Here is an 18,645-nt window from a genome sequence, read left to right on the forward strand (position 1 = left end):
GACTTGTCCTGTGTGACAAGAGGAGCTGCCATGAGCGATATAGCGGGAACCTCGAGCGGTGCTCATCCGATAGCCGCCCGCACCACCTCCGATCAGTCCGGCGAGGTGGCCCACGAGGCGTACGCCTTCGCCTGCATGAAGTGCGGGCACGGCTGGGAGCGGTCGTACGACATCGAACACCACGTGGACGGCGAGGGCCGCGCCTTCGTCGTCTACTTCACCGGCGGCCGGCGCGTCCCGTCCCCGCTGACGAGCCCCGACTGCGTCAACTGCGGTGCGCATCTGGTGCGGATCATGCGCTCGGGTCAGGTCTCCTCCGTCCTGGAGAGTGCGCGGCGCGGGAGGCCGCACACCACCCGGGACCGGGAGGACGGCACCGGCGCGCCGGAGACCGAGGCGGACGCCGCGCCGGACCGCGCACCGGAAAACGAGGATCCCGCGCGACGTCGTGGGCACCATTGGCACCTTCCGAATCTGCTGCATCCCTTTCAGCACCACCGCGACTGAGTACGATCCGGTTCATATGAGCTGTTTCACCTGACCGGGTTCCTGTGAGCCGGGTCATATGAGCCAGCCACGGGTCAACTGAGCGGCGGACGTGATTCACCGCACATTCACCGGGATTCATAGAATCGCGTCCATGGCGAAAACAGCATCGACCCCCGGCGGCAGTGGCAAGGCGAGTGGCGCGCAAAAGGAAAAGGACGCGCCCCCGCCGCCGCCGGAGCCCCTGCGGGTCCCGGTCGCCGATTCCCACACCCACCTGGACATGCAGTCGGGCACCGTCGAGGAGGCACTGGCCAAGGCCGCCTCGGTCGGCGTGACGACCGTCGTCCAGGTGGGCTGTGATCTCGCCGGGTCCCGGTGGGCGGCCGAGACCGCGGCGGCGCACGAGAGCGTCTGGGCCACGGTGGCCCTGCACCCCAACGAGGCGCCGCGCATCGTCCTCGGCGACCCCGACGGCTGGTCCCGGCAGGGGGCCAGGGAGCCCGGCGGCGACGCCGCCCTGGACGCGGCGCTCGACCGGATAGCGGCCCTCGCCGCGCTGCCCCAGGTGCGGGGCGTGGGCGAGACCGGCCTGGACTACTTCCGCACCGGCCCGGAGGGCATGGCCGCCCAGGAGCGCTCGTTCCGCCGCCACATCGCCATCGCCAAGGAGCACGGCAAGGCGCTGGTCATCCATGACCGGGAGGCCCACGACGACGTCCTGCGGGTGCTCGCCGAGGAGGGCGCGCCCGACACCGTCGTCTTCCACTGCTACTCCGGTGACGCGGCCATGGCGAAGATCTGCGCCGAGCGCGGCTACCACATGTCGTTCGCGGGCAACATCACCTTCAAGAACGCCCAGCCGCTGCGCGACGCCCTCGCCGTCGCCCCGCTCGACCTCGTCCTCGTCGAGACCGACGCGCCGTTCCTGACCCCCGTCCCCTACCGCGGACGGCCCAACGCTCCGTATCTGATTCCGCTCACCCTGCGGGCCATGGCGGAGGTCAAGGGCGTCCCCGCGGACACCCTGGCGACCGCCGTAGCGGCCAATACGGCACGCGTCTTCGGCTATTGAGGGGCGGTGGCGATCCGATGAGGGGCGGTGGCGATCCGAGGCCGGTGATCACACTGCGTGATGATCTTCCTTTGGAGAGTCACCCCCACTCCGCTACAGTCCCGGACCCAACGCCCTGACCAGTGGACTTGTGGAGTGTTACCGGAGTGTTGTCGTGAGCCGTAGGGCCAGCCACCGCGTCCCGGGCGGCCGTGCCGCCGCCCGCCGAGCCGCCCGGCGCGGCGCCACCGGCCGGACCGATCCGATGCGCCGGCTGCTGCCGCAGGCGATGGTGGTCGCCGCCCTGGCCGGCGGCACCTCCGCCTTTGTCGCCCAGGACAAGGCCGTAAGACTCAGCGTCGACGGCGACGCGCGCACATTGCACACCTACGCCGACGACGTGGGCGAGCTGCTGGCGGACCAGGACGTCCGCGTCGGCGCGCACGACATCGTCGCCCCCGCGCCCGGGGAGCGGCTCGGCGACGGCGACGAGATCGCCGTCCGCTACGGCCGCCCCGTCACCCTCACCCTCGACGGGGAGCGCCGCCGGGTGTGGACCACCGCCCGCACGGTTGACGGCGCATTGCGCCAACTGGGCGTACGTGCCGAGGGCGCGTATCTGTCCGCCTCCCGCTCCGCCGCCATCACCAGCCGCGGGCTGCTCCTGCACGTCCGCACCGAGCGCACCGTCACCTTCCTCGCCGACGGGCGCCCCCACACCGTCCGCACCAACGCGGCCACCGTCGGCGAGGCCCTCGCCGCCGCCGGGCTCACCCTGCGCGGCCAGGACATCACCTCCGTCCCGCAGGACAGCTTCCCGCGCGACGGCCAGACGGTGACGGTGATGCGGATCACCGGCGGCAAGGAGGTCCGGGACCATCCGGTGCCCTTCACCACCGTCCGCCGCGCCGACCCCACCCTCCCCAAGGGCACCGAGCTGGTGGCCCGGCCCGGCGAACCGGGCACCCTGCGCGTCACCTTCCGGGTGCGCAGCGTCAACGGCGTACGGCAGCGGCCGCGGAAGATCGGCAGCGAGATCGTCAAGGCGCCCGTGGCCCGGATCGTCCGGGTCGGCACCATGACCGTGCCCGCCGGCGTCGGCGGCCCGGCGGACGGGCTCAACTGGCGGGCGATGGCCCGCTGCGAATCGGGCGGCCGGCCCGACGCGGTCGACGGCTCCGGCCGCTACGGCGGCCTCTACCAGCTCGACCAGGGCACCTGGCACGCCCTCGGCGGCCACGGCCGCCCCCAGGACGCGCCCCCGTCCGAGCAGACCTACCGCGCGAAGAAGCTCTACCAGCAACGCGGCAGCAGCCCCTGGCCCAGCTGCGGCTCAAAGCTGCACCGGTGACGGGGCTCGGTTCGCCTCCGGGTGCCCCGGAGGCGAACCGAGCCCCGGAAAGGGGGGCCCGAAAGGGGGCCTAAACTTCCTGGGTGAGCTCCACCGACTCCGACGTTCTGCTCGGACCCGCCGACATCCGCGAACTCGCGGCGCGGCTCGGCGTACGCCCGACCAAGCAGCGCGGCCAGAACTTCGTCATCGACGCCAATACGGTCCGCCGGATCGTCCGGTCCGCCGGGGTGCGCCCGGACGACGTGGTCGTCGAGGTCGGTCCCGGGCTCGGATCGCTGACCCTCGCGCTGCTGGAGGCCGCCGACCGGGTCACCGCCGTCGAGATCGACGACGTCCTCGCCGCGGCCCTCCCCGCCACCGTCGAGGCCCGGCTGCCGCAGCGCGCCGACCGCTTCGCGCTGGTGCACGGCGACGCCCTGCGGGTGACCGAGCTGCCGGGCCCCGCCCCGACCGCGCTGGTCGCCAACCTGCCGTACAACGTCGCCGTGCCTGTGCTGCTCAATATGCTCGGGCGGTTCCCGACCATCGAGCGGACGCTGGTCATGGTGCAGTCCGAGGTCGCCGACCGGCTCGCCGCCCCGCCCGGCTCCAAGGTGTACGGCGTCCCGTCCGTGAAGGCCGCCTGGTACGCCCACGTCAAGCGCGCGGGCGCGATCGGCCGCAACGTCTTCTGGCCCGCCCCCAACGTCGACTCCGGCCTGGTCTCGCTGATCCGCCGGGACGAGCCCCCGCGCACCACCGCCACCCGGGAAGAGGTCTTCGCGGTGGTGGACGCGGCGTTCGCCCAGCGCCGCAAGACCCTCAGGGCGGCGCTCGCGGGCTGGGCCGGTTCGGCGGGGGCCGCGGAGGCGGCCCTGAGGGCCGCCGGGGTCTCGCCGCAGGCGCGCGGCGAGTCGCTGACGGTGGAGGACTTCGCCGCGATCGCCGAGCACGGACCCGCGGCCTGACCCCACGGCCCGCCCGCGGGCGGGCTTGCTCCCCGCCCCGCCCCGGGGGCTTGCCCCCGGTTCGGGAAGGGGCGGGGTGGGGAACAAGCCCGCCCCACCCCCACCCCCACAGGCGGGACAATGGCCGCACCGGAACACCCGAACCCCACCGAGGAGCCCCGTGAGCCGCCCCGTGACCGCCCGTGTGCCCGCCAAGGTGAACGTCCAGCTCGCGGTCGGCGGGCTGCGCCTCGACGGGTTCCACGACCTGGCCAACGTCTTCCTCGCTGTCGGGCTGTACGACGAGGTCACCGCCACCCCCGCCGACGCCCTCCGGATCACCGTCGAGGGCGCGGACGCCGGCCAGGTGCCGCTGGACCGCACCAACCTCGCGGCCCGCGCCGCTCTCGCGCTCGCCGAGCGCCACGGCATCGCGCCCGGCGTGCACCTCCACATCGCCAAGGACATCCCCGTGGCGGGCGGCATGGCGGGCGGCAGCGCGGACGCCGCCGGGGCGCTGCTGGCGTGCGACGCGCTGTGGGGCACCCAGGCATCCCGCGCCGAACTCCTCGAGATCTGCGCCGCGTTGGGCAGCGACATCCCCTTCAGCCTCGTCGGCGGCGTGGCACTCGGCCGCGGCCGGGGCGAGCTGCTGACGCCGCTGGAGACCGGCGGCACCTTCCACTGGGTGTTCGCCGTGGCCGACGGGGGGCTGTCCACCCCCGCCGTCTACCGCGAATGCGACCGGCTGCGCGAGGCGTCCGGCGCGGGCGCGAGCGCCGCCGATGTGCCTGACCCCGAGCCCTCCCGGGCGCTGCTGGACGCGCTGCGCACCGGTGACGCCACCGCGCTGGCCGCCGCCGTCTCCAACGATCTGCAGCCCGCGGCGCTCTCGCTGCGCCCCGCGCTCGCCGACACCCTGCGCGCCGGCGCGGACGCGGGCGCGCTCGCCTCCCTCGTCTCCGGCTCCGGTCCGACCTGCGCCTTCCTGGCCAAGGACACCGAGGCCGCGCAGGCGGTGGCGACCGGTCTGGCCGCCTCGGGCACCTGCCGGACGGTCCGGGTCACGTCCGGCCCGGTCCCCGGGGCGCGGCTGATCGGCGCCTGAGCGTGTGGTCCGCGTCTGAGTGTGGTCCGTGCCTGAGCGTGCGGTCGGCGCCTGGGCGTGGTCCGTGCCTGAGCGTGCGGTCGACGCGTGAGCGTAGTCCGCGCCTGAACGAGCGGTCGGCGCCTGAGCGAGCGGTCCGCGCCCGAGCGAGTGGTCGACGCCTGAGCGAGGCGCCCCGCGCGGCGACTACCCTGGGATGCCGATCGATCCGCGTAATGGAGTGTGATGGCGACCAACCTGGTCAACGTTGAATCCGTCGGCAAGGTGTACGGCACCCGTGCCCTGCTGGACGGCGTCTCCCTCGGGGTGAACGAGGGCGACCGCATCGGCGTCGTCGGCCGCAACGGCGACGGCAAGACCACGCTCATCCGGATCCTCGCCAAGCTGGAGCCCGCCGACGACGGCCGTGTCACCCATGCCGGTGGTCTGCGGCTCGGCGTGCTCACCCAGCACGACTCGCTCGACCCCGCGGCCACCATCCGCCATGAGGTGATCGGCGATCTCGCCGATCACGAGTGGGCCGGTGACGCCAAGATCCGGGACGTGCTCACCGGGCTGTTCGGCGGGCTGGACCTGCCCGGCTTCCCCCAGGGGCTCGACACGGTCATCGGCCCGCTGTCCGGCGGTGAGCGCCGCCGTATCGCGCTCGCCCAGCTGCTGATCGCCGAGCAGGACCTGATCGTCCTCGACGAGCCCACCAACCACCTCGACGTCGAGGGCATCTCCTGGCTGGCCGGGCATCTGCGCGCCCGCCGCTCGGGCCTGGTGGTGGTCACCCACGACCGCTGGTTCCTCGACCAGGTCTGCACCCGGATGTGGGACGTCCAGCGGGGCGCCGTCCACGAGTACGAGGGCGGCTACAGCGACTACGTCTTCGCCCGCGCCGAGCGCGAGCGCATCGCCGCCAGCGAGGAGGCCAAGCGGCAGAACATGATGCGCAAGGAGCTCGCCTGGCTGCGCCGCGGCGCCCCCGCCCGCACCAGCAAGCCCCGCTTCCGCATCGAGGCCGCCAACGCGCTGATCGCGGATGTCCCGCCGCCCCGCGACAACGCCGAGCTGATGAAGTTCGCCAACTCCCGGCTCGGCAAGACCGTCTTCGACCTGGAGGACGTGACCGTCACCGCCGGGCCCAAGGTGCTGCTCAAGCATCTGACCTGGCAGCTGGGGCCCGGCGACCGGATCGGCCTGGTGGGGGTGAACGGCTCGGGGAAGACCTCGCTGCTGCGCGCCCTCGCCGAGGCCGCCCGCAGCGAGGGCGATCAGCAGCCCGCCGGGGGCCGGGTCGTGGTCGGCAGGACCGTAAGGCTCGCGTATCTGTCCCAGGAGGTCGCCGAACTCGACCGGAACCTGCGGGTCCTGGAGGCCGTCGAGCAGATCCGGCAGCGCGTCGACCTCGGCAAGGGCCGGGAGATGACCGCCTCCCAGCTGTGCGAGAGGTTCGGCTTCACCAAGGAGAAGCAGTGGACCCCGGTCGGCGATCTCTCCGGCGGTGAGCGGCGCCGGCTGCAGATCCTGCGGCTGCTGATGGACGAGCCCAATGTGCTCTTCCTGGACGAGCCCACCAACGACCTGGACATCGAGACCCTGACCCAGCTGGAGGATCTGCTCGACGGCTGGCCCGGCTCGCTCGTGGTCATCAGCCACGACCGCTACTTCATCGAGCGCACCACCGACCGGGTGCTCGCCCTGCTGGGCGACGCCACTCTGCGGATGCTGCCGCGCGGCGTGGACGAGTACCTGGAGCGGCGGCAGCGGGCCCTGGCCGCGGCCGCCCCGGCCGCCGCCTCGCCTGCCAAGCAGAAGACCGGCGAACAGGCCGCCCGGCAGCGGTCGGCGGCCGATCAGCGCGCCGCCAAGAAGGAGCTTCAGCGCATCGAGCGGCGGCTGGACCGGATCAGCGAGGAGGAGTCCGAGCTGCACGCGCGGATCGCCGAGCACGCCACGGACTTCGCCAAGGTCGCCGAGCTCGATACGCGACTGCGCGAGCTGACCGGGGAGCGGGACGAGTTGGAGACCCGTTGGCTGGAGCTGGCCGACGACGCGTGATGTGAATGGCCTGAAAGCATCGCGTGAAGAGACTGTGCGGCGGTGGCGTGTGCCCTGGCAACGGTCGCGTCACAGGCCGGTCTCAGCTGGTCCATGACCTGGACACGGGTCCCTAATGCGCCCCTTACGGGTGATACAAAGAACTCCCGCCTTCCTTCCGCTCAATGGCGGGGTGCCCTGTCCGATTCGCTCCTTCCCGGAGGCTTTTGACCACCGGGATCGCGGGGGAGGCCGGTCGGACGACGGGTCCCGCATCTGAAGGATTTCGCATGTCACAGCCGCCTCCGCCGCCGAACCAGCCGCCGCAGGGCGGCTTCGGCGCGCCGCAGGAACCTGGTTACGGCTACCCACAGCAGCCGCCCACGCCGCCTCCGGGCCAGCAGGGCTACGGCTATCCGCAGGCCCCCGGCCAGCCGCCGCAGACCCCGCCTCCGCCGCCGTCGGCACCGCCGGCGCCGCCGCAGACGCCCCCGCCGGGCGCCGGTGGCTACGGCTACCCGGACCAGCCGGCGCACGGCCAGCCGCCCCAGGGCGGCCCGTCGCCGTACGGATCCGGCCAGCAGCCTTACGGTCAGCCGCAGTACGGACAGCAGCCTTACGGACAGCCGCAATTCGGCCAGCCGCAGTACGGCCAGCCGCCGCAGGCCCAGTACCCCGGCGGCCCCGGTCCGGGCGGCCCCGGTGGCTCCGGCCAGTCCAAGCAGCGCATGGCGATCATCGTCAGCGCCGTGGTCGCGGTCGCGCTGATCATCGGCGGCGGCATCTGGTTCGCCACCAAGGACGACGGCGGCGGCAGCGAGGCCAAGGGCAAGGACAAGCAGTCCAGCCAGGGCGGCTCCTCCAGCGGCACCACCGGTGGCGGGGACAAGCCCGCCAAGGCCGTGGACGCCAAGCTGCTCAACAAGGTCCCGATGCCCAAGGTCTCCGACCAGGTCACCGTCGAGGGCATGTGGACCACCGACGACACCTTCGTGAAGGCCGGTGTCTACAAGATCGTCGGCTATCCGCTGAGCGGCGGCGACGCCAAGTGGACGATTCCGCTGGACGGCGCGGTCTGCTGGTCCTCGGACCACCTCACCAAGGACGGCCTGACCACGGTCCTCTACCAGGAGGCCAAGCCGTCGGCCGAGGACAAGTACCCCAGCTGCACCGAGATCGGGCTGCTGGACCTGAAGAACGGCAAGATGCTGTGGCACCGGAACGTCAAGGAGGGTGACGAGAAGGTCCGCTTCGACGAGGTCACCATCGGCGGCGGCACCGTGGCCGCGGGCGGCACCAGCGGCGGCGCCGCCTGGTCCAGCTCGGGCCAGTCCCTGTGGAAGCCCAAGTCGGGCGAGCAGTGCTCGGACGACGGCTACGCGGGCGGCGAGGACAAGCTGGTCGCGGTGCGCCGCTGCGGCGACTACGACAACCCGCAGATCCAGGTCCAGACGCTGAACCCGAAGACGGGCGCGGTGAAGTCGGCCTACAAGGTCTCGCAGGGCATCGACTACGTCCACGTCGCCTCCACCGATCCGCTGGTGATCGGCCTGGACGCCGGTGACTCCACCGGCTCGGCGGTCTCGGACTTCCTGTCCATCGACGACAGCGCCAAGACCGGCAAGGTGCTCGGCAAGATCGGCACCGAGAACGGCAAGTACGACGCCAAGTGCGACTCGACCAACGTCGAGGGCTGCCGGAAGCTCGCCGTCTCCAAGTCGGCGAACGCCCTCTTCCTCGGCTCCGAGGACCGCACCGACTCCAGCGCGGCGACGGCCAACGAGGTCGTGGCCTTCGACCTGAAGACCGGCAAGCCGATCGGGAAGACCGACGGGGTCAAGGGCGCCGCCCTCACCCCGCTCGGGCTGGACAAGGACGGTTCCGTCCTCGCCTACCAGGAGAGCACCTGGGAGACCGGCGGCGCGGTCTGGCGGATCGACCCCAAGTCGTACGCCAAGACCAAGCTGCTGCAGAACCCCGTCACCAGCCATGAGCTGGAGCAGAAGTTCAGCCCCAGCTACTCGGAGATCATCTACTCCGGGGAGCACCTCTTCATGAGCGACGTCTACGCCGACAAGCCCTCGGGCACCTACGACAAGGACGACCCGCTGGCGATCATCTTCGGCGCGAGCTGACGTTCCGGCGTCCGCCCGGCCCACTCCACGGCGGCCCCGCCCGTACGAACCGTACGGGCGGGGCCGCCGCTGTGCGCTCCGGCGGAGCGCCGGAGTGCGCGCCCCGGGGAACCCGGCCGCATCGATCGGATTGGGACGTCAATCGGACGTCAAGTAGGCACGAATGGCCGGGATTTCGGCATTCCGAGGGGCTTCTGCCCGGTAAGGGGCGCGCAACGTCGAACAAGCGTGTAGCTTTCCCCCCTGAGCGAATGGGGGGAGCTCATGGGCGTGCGACTCATGGTGGTCGACGATCACCGTCTGCTCGCGGAGGCGCTCGCCTCGGCGCTGAAGCTGCGCGGGCACCGGGTGCTCGCCGCGGCGGCGCCGAGCGCGGGCGCGGCGGACCTGGTGGTGAGCCGGGCACCTGAGGTGTGCCTGCTGGGCACGGCGGCACCCGCCGAGCCGGGGGTGTTCGACCCGGTGGTGCGGATCAAGAAGGAGCGGCCGCAGGTCGCGGTCGTGGTGCTCGGCCCGGTGCCGAGCCCGCGCGGCATCGCCGCCGCCTTCGCCGCCGGGGCGTCCGGCTATGTGCGCCACGACGAGCGGATCGAGGGCGTCGAACGCGCCATGATGAAGGCGCGCGCGGGCGAGGCGGCCGTAGCGCCCCAGCTGCTCCAGGGGGCGTTCGCGGAGCTGCTCAACCCCGCGGCCCAGCCCGACGACGAGGGCGCCCGGCTGCTGCGGATGCTGACCCCGCGCGAGGTGGAGGTGCTGGTGCGGGTCGCCGAGGGCGAGGACACCCGGCTGATCGCGGCGGGCATGGGGATCGCCCCCAGCACGGCCCGCACCCATGTGCAGCGGGTGCTGATGAAGCTCGGGGTGGGCTCGCGGCTGGAGGCGGCGGCCCTGGCGGCCCGTACGGGGCTGCTGGACCGCGCGGCGACGCGCCGGACCGCGCCGCCCCCGCCCCAGCCGCCTCCCACGCCGGGGCCGCCCGCGCCGGCGCCGTAGCCCGTACCGTGGCCCGCGTTTCTCAGCCCGCTCCGGACCCGGGCTCTCCCGACCCGGGCTCTCCGGATCCGGGCTCTCGGCCCCCGGGCTCTCCGGCCCCGGGCCCGGCTCCGGGCCCGCCCCCGGGCCGAGCGGGCTCCGGCTTGGGCTCGGCCCCGGGCGCGGACAGCGGCCTGAGCCTCATCCAGAGCAGGAAGAGCAGGCCGACCGCGAGCACGCACGACCCCGTCCAGAGGTTGATGTTGATGCCCGACGCCTTCCTCACATCCGCGTCCGAGGCGGTGAACCCGGCGATGAGGACGATGATGCCGTAGATCACGAACAGCCCGCCGATGATCCGCCGCACATCGAACAGCCGGGCCGCGGTCGCCGACTTCCGCTGCAGCTCCTCGACCTCGTGCCGGTATTCGTACTCCTCACTCATGGCGCACGCTCCTTAATCCCGGAAGGGTCACAGGGAGAACGGGATGTAGCACAGGGCCGCGAGGATCAGCGCGCTCCAGCCCAGCACGGCCGGACGGCGGTACCACGCCTCGTCGCCCGGCGCCGGTGGCTCGGCCACTCCGGGCGCGGTGGTGCCGTAGACCAGACCGGCCAGCGACTCCACCGGCCTGGGCCTGGTGAACGGGGTCACCGCGACCATCACCACCCCGCCGGCCACGAACGCCACGATGGCGGAGACGAAGTTGGCGCCCTGGTCGCTGGGGATGGCGATGACATCCCCCAGGTAGAGCCAGAAGTAGTTGATCATCGCAGCCACCGTGCCGCACAGCAGCCCCCAGAACCCGGCCGCGGCGGTGGCCCGCTTCCAGAACATCCCGATGATGAAGACGCAGAACAGCGGCACGTTGAAGAACGAGAACAGGGTCTGGAGGTAGTTCATGATGTTGCTGAACGAGGAGGCGATGAAGGCCGTGCCCATACCGGCCAGCACCCCGATCGCCGTCACCACCCGCCCGGTGAGCAGGTAGTACCCGTCCGGTCGGCCCTTCATGACGTACGCCCGCCAGATGTCGTTGGTGAAGACCGTGTTGAACGAGGACACATTGGCCGCCATGCCCGCCATGAAGGCGGCCAGCAGCCCGGTCACGGCGAGCCCCAGCACCCCGTTCGGCAGCAGTTCGCTCATCAGCAGCGGAATCGCGTCGTTGTACTGCAGCCCGCTCTTCTCCGTGCCGATGTCCGGCTCCATGACCAGGGCGATCAGCCCGGGGACCACCACGATCAGCGGGATGAACATCTTGGGGAACGCGGCGATCAGCGGGGTGCGCTGGGCGGCCGAGAGGTTCTTGGCCGACAGGGCGCGCTGCACCTCGGCGAAGTTGGTCGTCCAGTAGCCGAAGCTCAGACAGAAGCCGAGGCCCAGCACGATGGTCAGCCAGTTGGCCCCCAGCGGGTTGTCGGACCCGATGCCGGTGCCGCCCCAGGCGGAGACGAAGTTGGGGCCGTGGGAGGCCGTGAGCGAGTCCTTGAGCCCGCCGAAGCCGCCGATCCGCCGGAGGCCGACGACGGTGAGCGGGATGAGGGCGGCCAGGATCACGAAGAACTGCAGCACCTCGTTGTAGATCGCCGAGGAGAGTCCGCCGAGGGTGATGTACGCGAGCACGAAGAGCCCCGCGACCACGATGGCCACCCACTGCGGCCAGCCCAGCAGCGCCTCCACCACGATCGCCATCGCGTAGAGGTTCACCCCCGCGATCAGCACGGAGGCGACCGAGAAGATGATCGAGCTGAGCAGATGCGAGGACGGTCCATAGCGGTGCAGCAGGAACTCGGGGACGGACCGTACCTTGGAACCGTAGTAGAACGGCATCATCACCAGGCCGAGGAAGACCATGGCCGGAATCGCCCCGACCCAGTACCAGTGCACCGTGTACACCCCGTACTGCGCGCCGTTGGCGGCCATTCCCAGGATCTCCAGGGCACCCAGATTCGCGGCGACGAAGGCGAGACCGGTGACCCACGCGGGCAGCGACCGGCCGGAGAGAAAGAAGTCGAGGCTGGTCCTGACGCTCGCTCTGGCGGCGAATCCCACGCCGAGGACGACCACGAAATAGAGGATCAGGATCGTGTAGTCGAGCGCGTTGGTGGGGAGCCGCAGCCCTTCGGCCAGATAGTGCATGGTCTCGCCTCATCGCCTGAACGGAATGCACCAGAAACGTTCGGTGAACGTATCCGAATTCTTCTGGTTTGTCCGAGCACCTACACCGCGCATTGACGGCACTGTTGGCTTGTGGTTCATTATGTTGAGTTGTGTTGGGTGCACCTGACAGGAGCTGGCGGAGTGAAGAAGACGGCGACGCGGCTTGCGGACGGACGCGAGCTGATCTATTACGACGCACGCGACGACGCGGTGCGCGACGCCGTCGACCAGCGGCCGCTCGACCCCATCGCGACCCGCTCGGAGATCCGGCACGACCGCCTGCTCGGCGACCGGGTGGCGATCGCCTCCCACCGCCAGGCCCGCACCTACCATCCGCCGGCCGACGAATGCCCGCTGTGCCCCTCCCGTGAGGGGCGGCACAGCGAGATCCCCGCCTCCGACTACGACGTCGTGGTCTTCGAGAACCGCTTCCCGTCACTGGCCGGTGACTCGGGCCGGTGCGAGGTCGTGTGCTTCACCTCCGACCACGACGCCTCCTTCGCCGACCTCGACGCCGAACAGGCCGCGCTGGTGCTCGACGCCTGGACCGACCGCACCGCCGAACTGGCCCAACACCCCGCCGTCGAACAGGTCTTCTGCTTCGAGAACCGCGGCGCGGAGATCGGCGTCACCCTCGGCCATCCGCACGGCCAGATCTACGGGTATCCCTTTGTGACCCCGCGTACCCGGCTGATGCTCCGTTCGCTCGGCGAGCACCGTGCGGCCACTGGTCGGAATCTGTTCGATGATGTGGTCGCCGATGAGCTGGCCGACGGGCGCCGGGTGGTGCTCGACGGCGAGCACTGGGTCGCGTTCGTGCCCTACGCCGCCCACTGGCCCTACGAGGTGCACCTCTACCCGAAGCGGCGGGTCCCGGACCTGCCGTCGCTGGACGAGGCCGCGCGCACAGAGTTTCCACAGATGTATCTGGAACTCTTGAAGCGCTTCGACCGGATTTTCGGCGAGGGTGAGCCGCCCACGCCCTACATCTCCGCCTGGCACCAGGCGCCGTACCACCTGACCGACCGCGGTGAATTCGCACTTCACCTCGAGCTTTTCACCATCCGCCGCACTTCCGGCAAGCTGAAGTTTCTCGCGGGTTCCGAATCCGGCATGAATGTGTTCATCAACGATGTGCCGCCGGAGGCCGCGGCCGAGCGACTGCGAGAGGTAGCGAGCAAGTGAGCAATGCGCAGCAGAAGAAGTACCTGGTCACCGGCGGTGCCGGCTATGTCGGCAGCGTGGTCGCGGCGCATCTGCTCGAAGCCGGGCACCGGGTGACGGTGCTGGATGACCTCTCCACCGGCCACCGCGCCGGGGTCCCCGAGGGCGCGGAGTTCATCGAGGGCCGCATCCAGGACGCGGGCAAGTGGCTCGACCCCACCTACGACGGCGTGCTGCACTTCGCGGCGTTCTCCCAGGTCGGCGAGTCCGTCGTCAACCCCGAGAAGTACTGGGTCAACAATGTGGGCGGCACCACCGAGCTGCTCGCCGCGATGCGCGACGCCGGGGTGCGCACCCTCGTCTTCTCCTCCACCGCCGCCACCTACGGCGAGCCCGACCAGGTCCCGATCACCGAGGACCTCCCGACCGCGCCCACCAACCCCTACGGGGCCAGCAAGCTCGCCGTCGACCACATGATCAGCGGTGAGTGCGCCGCCCACGGTCTGGCCGCGGTCTCCCTGCGGTACTTCAACGTCGCGGGCGCCTACGGGGCGTACGGCGAGCGCCATGACCCCGAGTCCCACCTCATCCCCCTGGTGCTCCAGGTCGCCCAGGGCCGCCGGGAGGCCATCTCCGTCTTCGGCGACGACTACGCCACCCCCGACGGCACCTGCGTCCGCGACTACATCCATGTCGCCGACCTCGCCGACGCCCATCTGCTCGCCCTCGGCGCGGCCTCCTCCGGCGAGCATCTGATCTGCAACCTCGGCAACGGGAACGGCTTCTCCGTCCGCGAGGTCATCGAGACGGTGCGCCAGGTCACCGGCCACCCCATCCCGGAGATCGCCGCCCCGCGCCGCGGCGGCGACCCGGCGGTCCTGGTGGCCTCCGCCGAGCGTGCCAAGGAGCGCCTGGGCTGGCGCCCGACCCGCGCCGACCTGGCCGGAATCGTCGCGGACGCATGGGAGTTCGCGCAGCGGAGGGAGAGCCAGTGACGGACGAGCACGGACCCGGGCGGGTCACGGCGGGGTTCCACGAGGTCTACGGCACCGAGCCCGGCGGCGTCTGGGCGGCGCCGGGCCGGGTCAATCTGATCGGCGAGCACACCGACTACAACGACGGCTTCGTCATGCCGCTCGCCCTGCCCCACACCTGCCTGGCCGCCGCCTCCCCGCGCGCCGACGGGGTGCTGCGGCTGCATTCGGGCGACGTCCCGGGCGGGGTCGTCGAGCTGCGGGTCGAGGAGCTCGCGCCGGTCGCGGGCGGCACCGGCGGCGGCGACCGCGGCGGCTGGGCGGCCTATCCGGCCGGAGTGGTCTGGGCGCTGCGCGAGGCGGGGCTGCTGACGGGCCCGGCCGGTGGTGCGGAGCTGTACTTCGAGTCCACCGTGCCCACCGGCGCCGGGCTGTCCTCGTCCGCCGCGCTGGAGGTGGTCACGGCCACCGCGCTCAACGATCTGTACGGGCTGGGGCTGACCCCGCCGCGCATCGCCCAGCTGTGCCAGCGCGCGGAGAACGCGTTCGTGGGCGTGCCCTGCGGGATCATGGACCAGATGGCGTCGGCGTGCTGCACCGAGGGGCACGCCCTCTTCCTCGACGCCCGTGATCTCACCCAGCGCCAGGTGCCGTTCGACCTGGCGGCCGAGGGGCTGCGGCTGCTGGTCGTGGACACCCGGGTCAAGCACGAGCTGGGCGACGGCGCCTACGCGAGCCGGCGCGCCGCGTGCGAGGCGGCCGCGCGGGCGCTCGGGGTGCGGGCGCTGCGGGACGTGCCCTTCGAGGGGCTGGACGCGACGCTCGCCGAGCTGGAGCGGTTGGGATGCGACGCGGCCACCCGGCGGCGGGTGCGCCATGTGGTGACCGAGGACCGGCGGGTGGAGGAGGTCATCGCGCGGCTCGACGCGGGGGACACCCGGTCCATCGGGCCGGTGCTGACCGCCGGGCACGCCTCCTGCCGCGACGACTTCGAGATCTCCTGTGACGAGCTCGATCTGGTCGTGGAGACGGCGAACGCGGCGGGGGCGCTCGGGGCGCGGATGACCGGGGGCGGCTTCGGCGGCTCGGCCATCGTGCTGGTGGCCGAGGCGGACGCGGAGGCGGTGAGCAAGGCGGTGACCGAGGCGTTCGGCGCGGCCGGGCACCGGGCGCCGCGGATCTTCCCGGCGGTGCCCAGCGCGGGGGCGGGACGGCTGTAGGGGGCCGTACCCACCGGCCCTTGATCGCCTCTCGGTAAAGTTTCGCCGCTCGTGGATCTCGTACTCCTCAAGAGCGAACAAGAAACCCACAGTGAACAGTCGAGAGCGGTCAGTTTCGCTAATCCGCTTCCTATATGAGACCACGGCCTTACTCTGAGTACAGCGTCGGTGGGGGCCGACGCTTATCAGGGGGCGAGACAGGCAGGTACGACGCCCGGGGTGGGGTAGCAATCACGGCACGGCGGCGGCCGTGCGGATCGTGGTGACCTTGCGCCGGGCGCCGTACCCGCACTGTTTCTCGGTGTTCCGGGATCTTTCATCCGGCGACGTGGGGGGTTGTTCGTGGCACGTATTCGGGTTCTCGTGGTCGACGACCATCGTATTTTCGCCGAGTCCTTAGCGGCCGCCCTCGCGGCGGAGCAGGACGTGGACGTGGCGGCGGCCGGAAGCGGTCCGGCGGCATTGCGCTGTCTGGAGCGCGCGGCGGCGGAGGGGCGCCGCTTCGACGTCCTGCTGGTCGACGCCGACTTGGGCACGGCCGCCGACGGTATGGGGCCGCCACCGCTTCCGGTGCCGGCCGAGCTGCCGTACGGCGGGACGAACGGCACGGCGCACAGCGGCATCCATGGCGGGACGCACGTCGGCGCGCACGGCGGGCCGAACGGTGGGGCGCACGGCGGGCCGAACGGTGGGCCGCACGGTGGGGCCCATGGCGGCCCCGCACGGGCGGTGAACGGCCGGGCGGCCGACGGCATATCGCTCGTCGGCGCGGTCCGCTCCGCCCAGCCGGGGGTGCGCACCGTGGTGCTGGCCGAGCGCGACGACCCGCGCCGCGCGGCGGCGGCGCTGCAGGCCGGTGCGTCCGGCTGGGTCGCCAAGGACTGCTCACTGGTCCGGCTGCTCGCGGTCATCCGGGGGGTGCTGCGGGAGGAGACCCATCTGCCGCCCGCTCTGCTCACCGGCGTCCTGCGGGAGTTGACGGCCGCCCGTAAGCACCGCACCGAAAGCGAGCGTCTGGTCGAGTCGCTGACACCGCGCGAGCGGGAGGTGCTGCGCTGCATGGTGGCCGGGCTCGGCCGTAAGGCCGTCGCCGAGCGGCTCTTCCTCTCCCCGCACACCGTCCGCACCCATATGCAGAATGTGCTGGGCAAGCTGGGTGTCCACTCCACGCTCGCGGCGGTGGCGCTGGCCCGGCGGGCCGGTGTGGGCCCGGTCGACCTAGCCGGGGAGATTGTCGAACGGGGCGGTCAGCTGGCGTAGCAGCGCGGCCAGTTCGGCGCGCTGGGCCTGGGAGAGCTCGGCCAGGATGGCGTGCTCATGGTCCAGCAGCCCCGCCAGCGCCTGATCGGCGCGGTCACGCCCTTCGGCGGTCAGCCGGACCAGCACACCGCGCCGGTCACTGGGGTCGGGCCCCCGCTCGACCAGCCCCTTCGTGGCGAGCCGGTCGATGCGGTTGGTCATGGTGCCCGAGGTGACCAGAGTCTGGGTCAGCAGCTGCCCGGGGGAGAGCTGATACGGGGGCCCGGCCCGGCGCAGCGAGGTCAGGACGTCGAACTCCCAGGGCTCCAGATTGTGCTCGGCGAAGGCGATCCGCCGTGCCCGGTCGAGATGGCGGGCGAGCCGGCTGACCCGGCTGAGCACTTCGAGCGGTTCCACATCGAGGTCGGGGCGTTCCCGCCGCCACGCCGCGACCAGCCGATCGACCTCGTCCTCCATGGCGATCAGTGTAGTGGGTCTGTCGACATGAAGTCTCTTGACATCAAGAGATAACGTGGAGCACGGTTGCACGGTAAGGCGCCGGGACGCGCGGAAGCGACCACGGCGCCTCGTATCGACCGTACCCGCAGGGGGACCGACCATGACCACCGCACCCAACTGGGACCCTCGGCAGTATCTCCGCCACGCCGGCCACCGCACCCGCCCCTTCCTGGACCTGCTGGCCCGAGTCCCCGAGCTGCCCACCGACCCCGGCCGCCCGCCCCGCATCGCCGACCTGGGCTGCGGCGCCGGCAACGTCACCGCCCTGCTCTTCGACCGCTGGCCCGACGCCCGGATCACCGGCCTGGACAGCTCCGCCGAGATGCTCGCCGAGGCCCAGCCCCTCGCGGGCCCCACCACCGGCGGCGGCCGCCTCGACCTCCGGCAGGCCGATGTGCGGAACTGGGTGCCGGACGAGCCTTACGACCTGATCGTCTCCAACGCCGCCCTCCAGTGGATCCCCGGCCACCCCGACGCCTTCCCCACCTGGCTGGCCGGACTGCGCCCCGGCGGCACCTTCGCCTTCCAGGTCCCCGGCAACTTCACCGCCCCCAGCCACACCCTGCTGCGCGACCTGTGCAACGCACCCGAATGGCGCGACCGCCTCGCCGCCCGCCTGCGCGACCCGGCCGCCGTCCTGGAACCGACCGAATACCTGGACCGCCTGGCCGCCCTCGGCTGCGAGGTCGACGCCTGGGAGACCACCTATGTGCAGATCCTGACCGGCCCCGACCCCGTCCTCGACTGGGTCAAGGGCACCGCCCTGCGCCCGGTCCTGACCGCCCTCGCCGACGACCCGCCCGCCCGCGACCGCTTCCTGGCCACCTACGCCGCCCTCCTCCGCGACGCGTACCCCGCCACCCCCCACGGCACGGCCTTCCCCTTCCGCCGCATCTTCATCGTCGCCCACCAGGCCCCCCGGTGATCACGACCCTCGACCATGTACAGCTCGCCGCTCCACCCGGCAGCGAAACCGCGCTGCGCGCTTACTACGGCGGGGTGCTCGGCCTGGCGGAAGTCCCCAAACCGCCCGCCCTGGCGGCGAACGGCGGCCTGTGGTTCGCCTCCGGCCCGGTCCAGCTGCACCTGGGCATCGACCCGGACTTCCGCCCCTCCCACAAGGCCCACCCGGGTCTCAGGGTCGTCGGCATAGAAGCCTTCGCCGCCCGCCTCGCCGGGCACGGTGCCGAGGTCGTCTGGGACGAGAAACTGCCGGGGCACCGCCGCTTCTACTCCGAGGACCCGGTCGGCAACCGGCTGGAGTTCCTGGAGCCGATCGGGTGAAACCACTCGATCGGATGATCG

17 protein-coding genes are annotated in these 18,645 nt (G+C 71.9%); 14 read left to right on the plus strand and 3 right to left on the minus strand.

What is annotated here, in order from left to right; translation table 11 throughout:
* Positions 1 to 30 precede the first annotated feature (30 nt).
* From JK364_RS32850 to JK364_RS32885, 8 genes are all read left to right on the plus strand, one after another.
* Complete coding sequence (locus tag JK364_RS32850) at positions 31 to 507, plus strand: hypothetical protein (RefSeq protein WP_201854998.1); 477 nt, start codon at positions 31 to 33, stop codon at positions 505 to 507.
* Between the two features lie 133 nt (positions 508 to 640).
* Positions 641 to 1,561: a TatD family hydrolase gene (locus JK364_RS32855; protein WP_201854999.1), complete on the plus strand. Its 921-nt coding sequence runs from the start codon at positions 641 to 643 to the stop codon at positions 1,559 to 1,561.
* A 130-nt stretch (positions 1,562 to 1,691) separates the two neighbouring features.
* Positions 1,692 to 2,891 carry a resuscitation-promoting factor gene (locus tag JK364_RS32860; RefSeq protein ID WP_307841448.1) on the plus strand — a complete coding sequence of 400 codons (1,200 nt, stop codon included), beginning with the start codon at positions 1,692 to 1,694 and terminating at the stop codon, positions 2,889 to 2,891.
* A gap of 83 nt (positions 2,892 to 2,974) precedes the next feature.
* Positions 2,975 to 3,841, plus strand: a complete 867-nt coding sequence (gene rsmA, locus JK364_RS32865) for a 16S rRNA (adenine(1518)-N(6)/adenine(1519)-N(6))-dimethyltransferase RsmA (RefSeq protein WP_201855000.1) — start codon at positions 2,975 to 2,977, stop codon at positions 3,839 to 3,841.
* Positions 3,842 to 4,001: 160 nt separating this feature from the next.
* Positions 4,002 to 4,928, plus strand: coding sequence for a 4-(cytidine 5'-diphospho)-2-C-methyl-D-erythritol kinase (locus tag JK364_RS32870; protein ID WP_201855001.1), 927 nt, complete (start codon positions 4,002 to 4,004; stop codon positions 4,926 to 4,928).
* A gap of 225 nt (positions 4,929 to 5,153) precedes the next feature.
* Positions 5,154 to 6,974 carry an ABC-F family ATP-binding cassette domain-containing protein gene (locus JK364_RS32875; protein ID WP_201855002.1) on the plus strand — a complete coding sequence of 607 codons (1,821 nt, stop codon included), beginning with the start codon at positions 5,154 to 5,156 and terminating at the stop codon, positions 6,972 to 6,974.
* A 269-nt stretch (positions 6,975 to 7,243) separates the two neighbouring features.
* Positions 7,244 to 9,088: a hypothetical protein gene (locus JK364_RS32880; protein WP_201855003.1), complete on the plus strand. Its 1,845-nt coding sequence runs from the start codon at positions 7,244 to 7,246 to the stop codon at positions 9,086 to 9,088.
* 264 nt (positions 9,089 to 9,352) lie between these two features.
* Positions 9,353 to 10,081 carry a response regulator transcription factor gene (locus tag JK364_RS32885; protein ID WP_201855004.1) on the plus strand — a complete coding sequence of 243 codons (729 nt, stop codon included), beginning with the start codon at positions 9,353 to 9,355 and terminating at the stop codon, positions 10,079 to 10,081.
* Positions 10,082 to 10,103: 22 nt separating this feature from the next.
* Here the strand turns inward: JK364_RS32885 and JK364_RS58160 are convergent, their stop codons facing one another.
* Together JK364_RS58160 and JK364_RS32895 are read right to left on the minus strand one after the other, a co-directional pair.
* On the minus strand, positions 10,104 to 10,505 hold the full coding sequence (locus tag JK364_RS58160; RefSeq protein ID WP_201855005.1) for a hypothetical protein: 402 nt from the start codon (positions 10,503 to 10,505) through the stop codon (positions 10,104 to 10,106).
* A 27-nt stretch (positions 10,506 to 10,532) separates the two neighbouring features.
* Positions 10,533 to 12,203, minus strand: a complete 1,671-nt coding sequence (locus JK364_RS32895; protein ID WP_201855006.1) for a sodium:solute symporter family protein — start codon at positions 12,201 to 12,203, stop codon at positions 10,533 to 10,535.
* Positions 12,204 to 12,365: 162 nt separating this feature from the next.
* On the opposite strand from JK364_RS32895, the gene galT reads away from it, so the two are divergent.
* The 4 genes from galT (at position 12,366) to JK364_RS32915 (ending at position 16,842) form a co-directional block, all read left to right on the plus strand.
* Positions 12,366 to 13,409 (plus strand): galactose-1-phosphate uridylyltransferase, encoded by a 1,044-nt coding sequence (gene galT / locus JK364_RS32900; RefSeq protein ID WP_201855007.1) that lies wholly within the window; start codon positions 12,366 to 12,368, stop codon positions 13,407 to 13,409.
* On the plus strand, positions 13,406 to 14,383 hold the full coding sequence (gene galE / locus JK364_RS32905) for a UDP-glucose 4-epimerase GalE (protein ID WP_201855008.1): 978 nt from the start codon (positions 13,406 to 13,408) through the stop codon (positions 14,381 to 14,383). The genes galT and galE overlap by 4 nt, the downstream gene beginning before the upstream one ends.
* Entirely contained in the window at positions 14,350 to 15,582 is a 1,233-nt protein-coding gene (galK, locus tag JK364_RS32910; RefSeq protein WP_230992854.1) for a galactokinase, read from the plus strand. The genes galE and galK overlap by 34 nt, the downstream gene beginning before the upstream one ends.
* 342 nt (positions 15,583 to 15,924) lie before the next feature.
* Positions 15,925 to 16,842, plus strand: coding sequence for a response regulator transcription factor (locus JK364_RS32915; RefSeq protein WP_201855010.1), 918 nt, complete (start codon positions 15,925 to 15,927; stop codon positions 16,840 to 16,842).
* Here the strand turns inward: JK364_RS32915 and JK364_RS32920 are convergent.
* A complete protein-coding gene (locus JK364_RS32920; RefSeq protein WP_201855011.1) occupies positions 16,801 to 17,298 on the minus strand; it encodes a MarR family winged helix-turn-helix transcriptional regulator in 498 nt (165 codons plus the stop codon). The genes JK364_RS32915 and JK364_RS32920 overlap by 42 nt on opposite strands.
* A gap of 142 nt (positions 17,299 to 17,440) precedes the next feature.
* On the opposite strand from JK364_RS32920, the gene JK364_RS32925 reads away from it, so the two are divergent.
* Both JK364_RS32925 and JK364_RS32930 read left to right on the plus strand, forming a co-directional pair.
* Entirely contained in the window at positions 17,441 to 18,265 is an 825-nt protein-coding gene (locus JK364_RS32925; protein ID WP_201855012.1) for a trans-aconitate 2-methyltransferase, read from the plus strand.
* Positions 18,262 to 18,624 carry a VOC family protein gene (locus JK364_RS32930; protein WP_201855013.1) on the plus strand — a complete coding sequence of 121 codons (363 nt, stop codon included), beginning with the start codon at positions 18,262 to 18,264 and terminating at the stop codon, positions 18,622 to 18,624. Before JK364_RS32925 ends, JK364_RS32930 begins: the two co-directional genes overlap by 4 nt.
* Positions 18,625 to 18,645: the final 21 nt, after the last annotated feature.

It is taken from the genome of Streptomyces endocoffeicus, from assembly GCF_016741935.1.
Lineage (GTDB): Bacteria > Actinomycetota > Actinomycetes > Streptomycetales > Streptomycetaceae > Streptomyces > Streptomyces endocoffeicus.

Coding starts and splice junctions, on each gene's coding strand:
- JK364_RS32885 (WP_201855004.1), top strand. CDS start 9,353: ATGGGCGTGCGACTCATGGTGGTCGACGATCACCGTCTGCTCGCGGAG.
- JK364_RS32875 (WP_201855002.1), top strand. CDS start 5,154: ATGGCGACCAACCTGGTCAACGTTGAATCCGTCGGCAAGGTGTACGGC.
- JK364_RS32925 (WP_201855012.1), top strand. CDS start 17,441: ATGACCACCGCACCCAACTGGGACCCTCGGCAGTATCTCCGCCACGCC.
- JK364_RS32850 (WP_201854998.1), top strand. CDS start 31: ATGAGCGATATAGCGGGAACCTCGAGCGGTGCTCATCCGATAGCCGCC.
- JK364_RS58160 (WP_201855005.1), bottom strand. CDS start 10,505: ATGAGTGAGGAGTACGAATACCGGCACGAGGTCGAGGAGCTGCAGCGG.
- JK364_RS32880 (WP_201855003.1), top strand. CDS start 7,244: ATGTCACAGCCGCCTCCGCCGCCGAACCAGCCGCCGCAGGGCGGCTTC.
- JK364_RS32895 (WP_201855006.1), bottom strand. CDS start 12,203: ATGCACTATCTGGCCGAAGGGCTGCGGCTCCCCACCAACGCGCTCGAC.
- galK (WP_230992854.1), top strand. CDS start 14,350: ATGGGAGTTCGCGCAGCGGAGGGAGAGCCAGTGACGGACGAGCACGGA.
- JK364_RS32920 (WP_201855011.1), bottom strand. CDS start 17,298: ATGGAGGACGAGGTCGATCGGCTGGTCGCGGCGTGGCGGCGGGAACGC.
- JK364_RS32855 (WP_201854999.1), top strand. CDS start 641: ATGGCGAAAACAGCATCGACCCCCGGCGGCAGTGGCAAGGCGAGTGGC.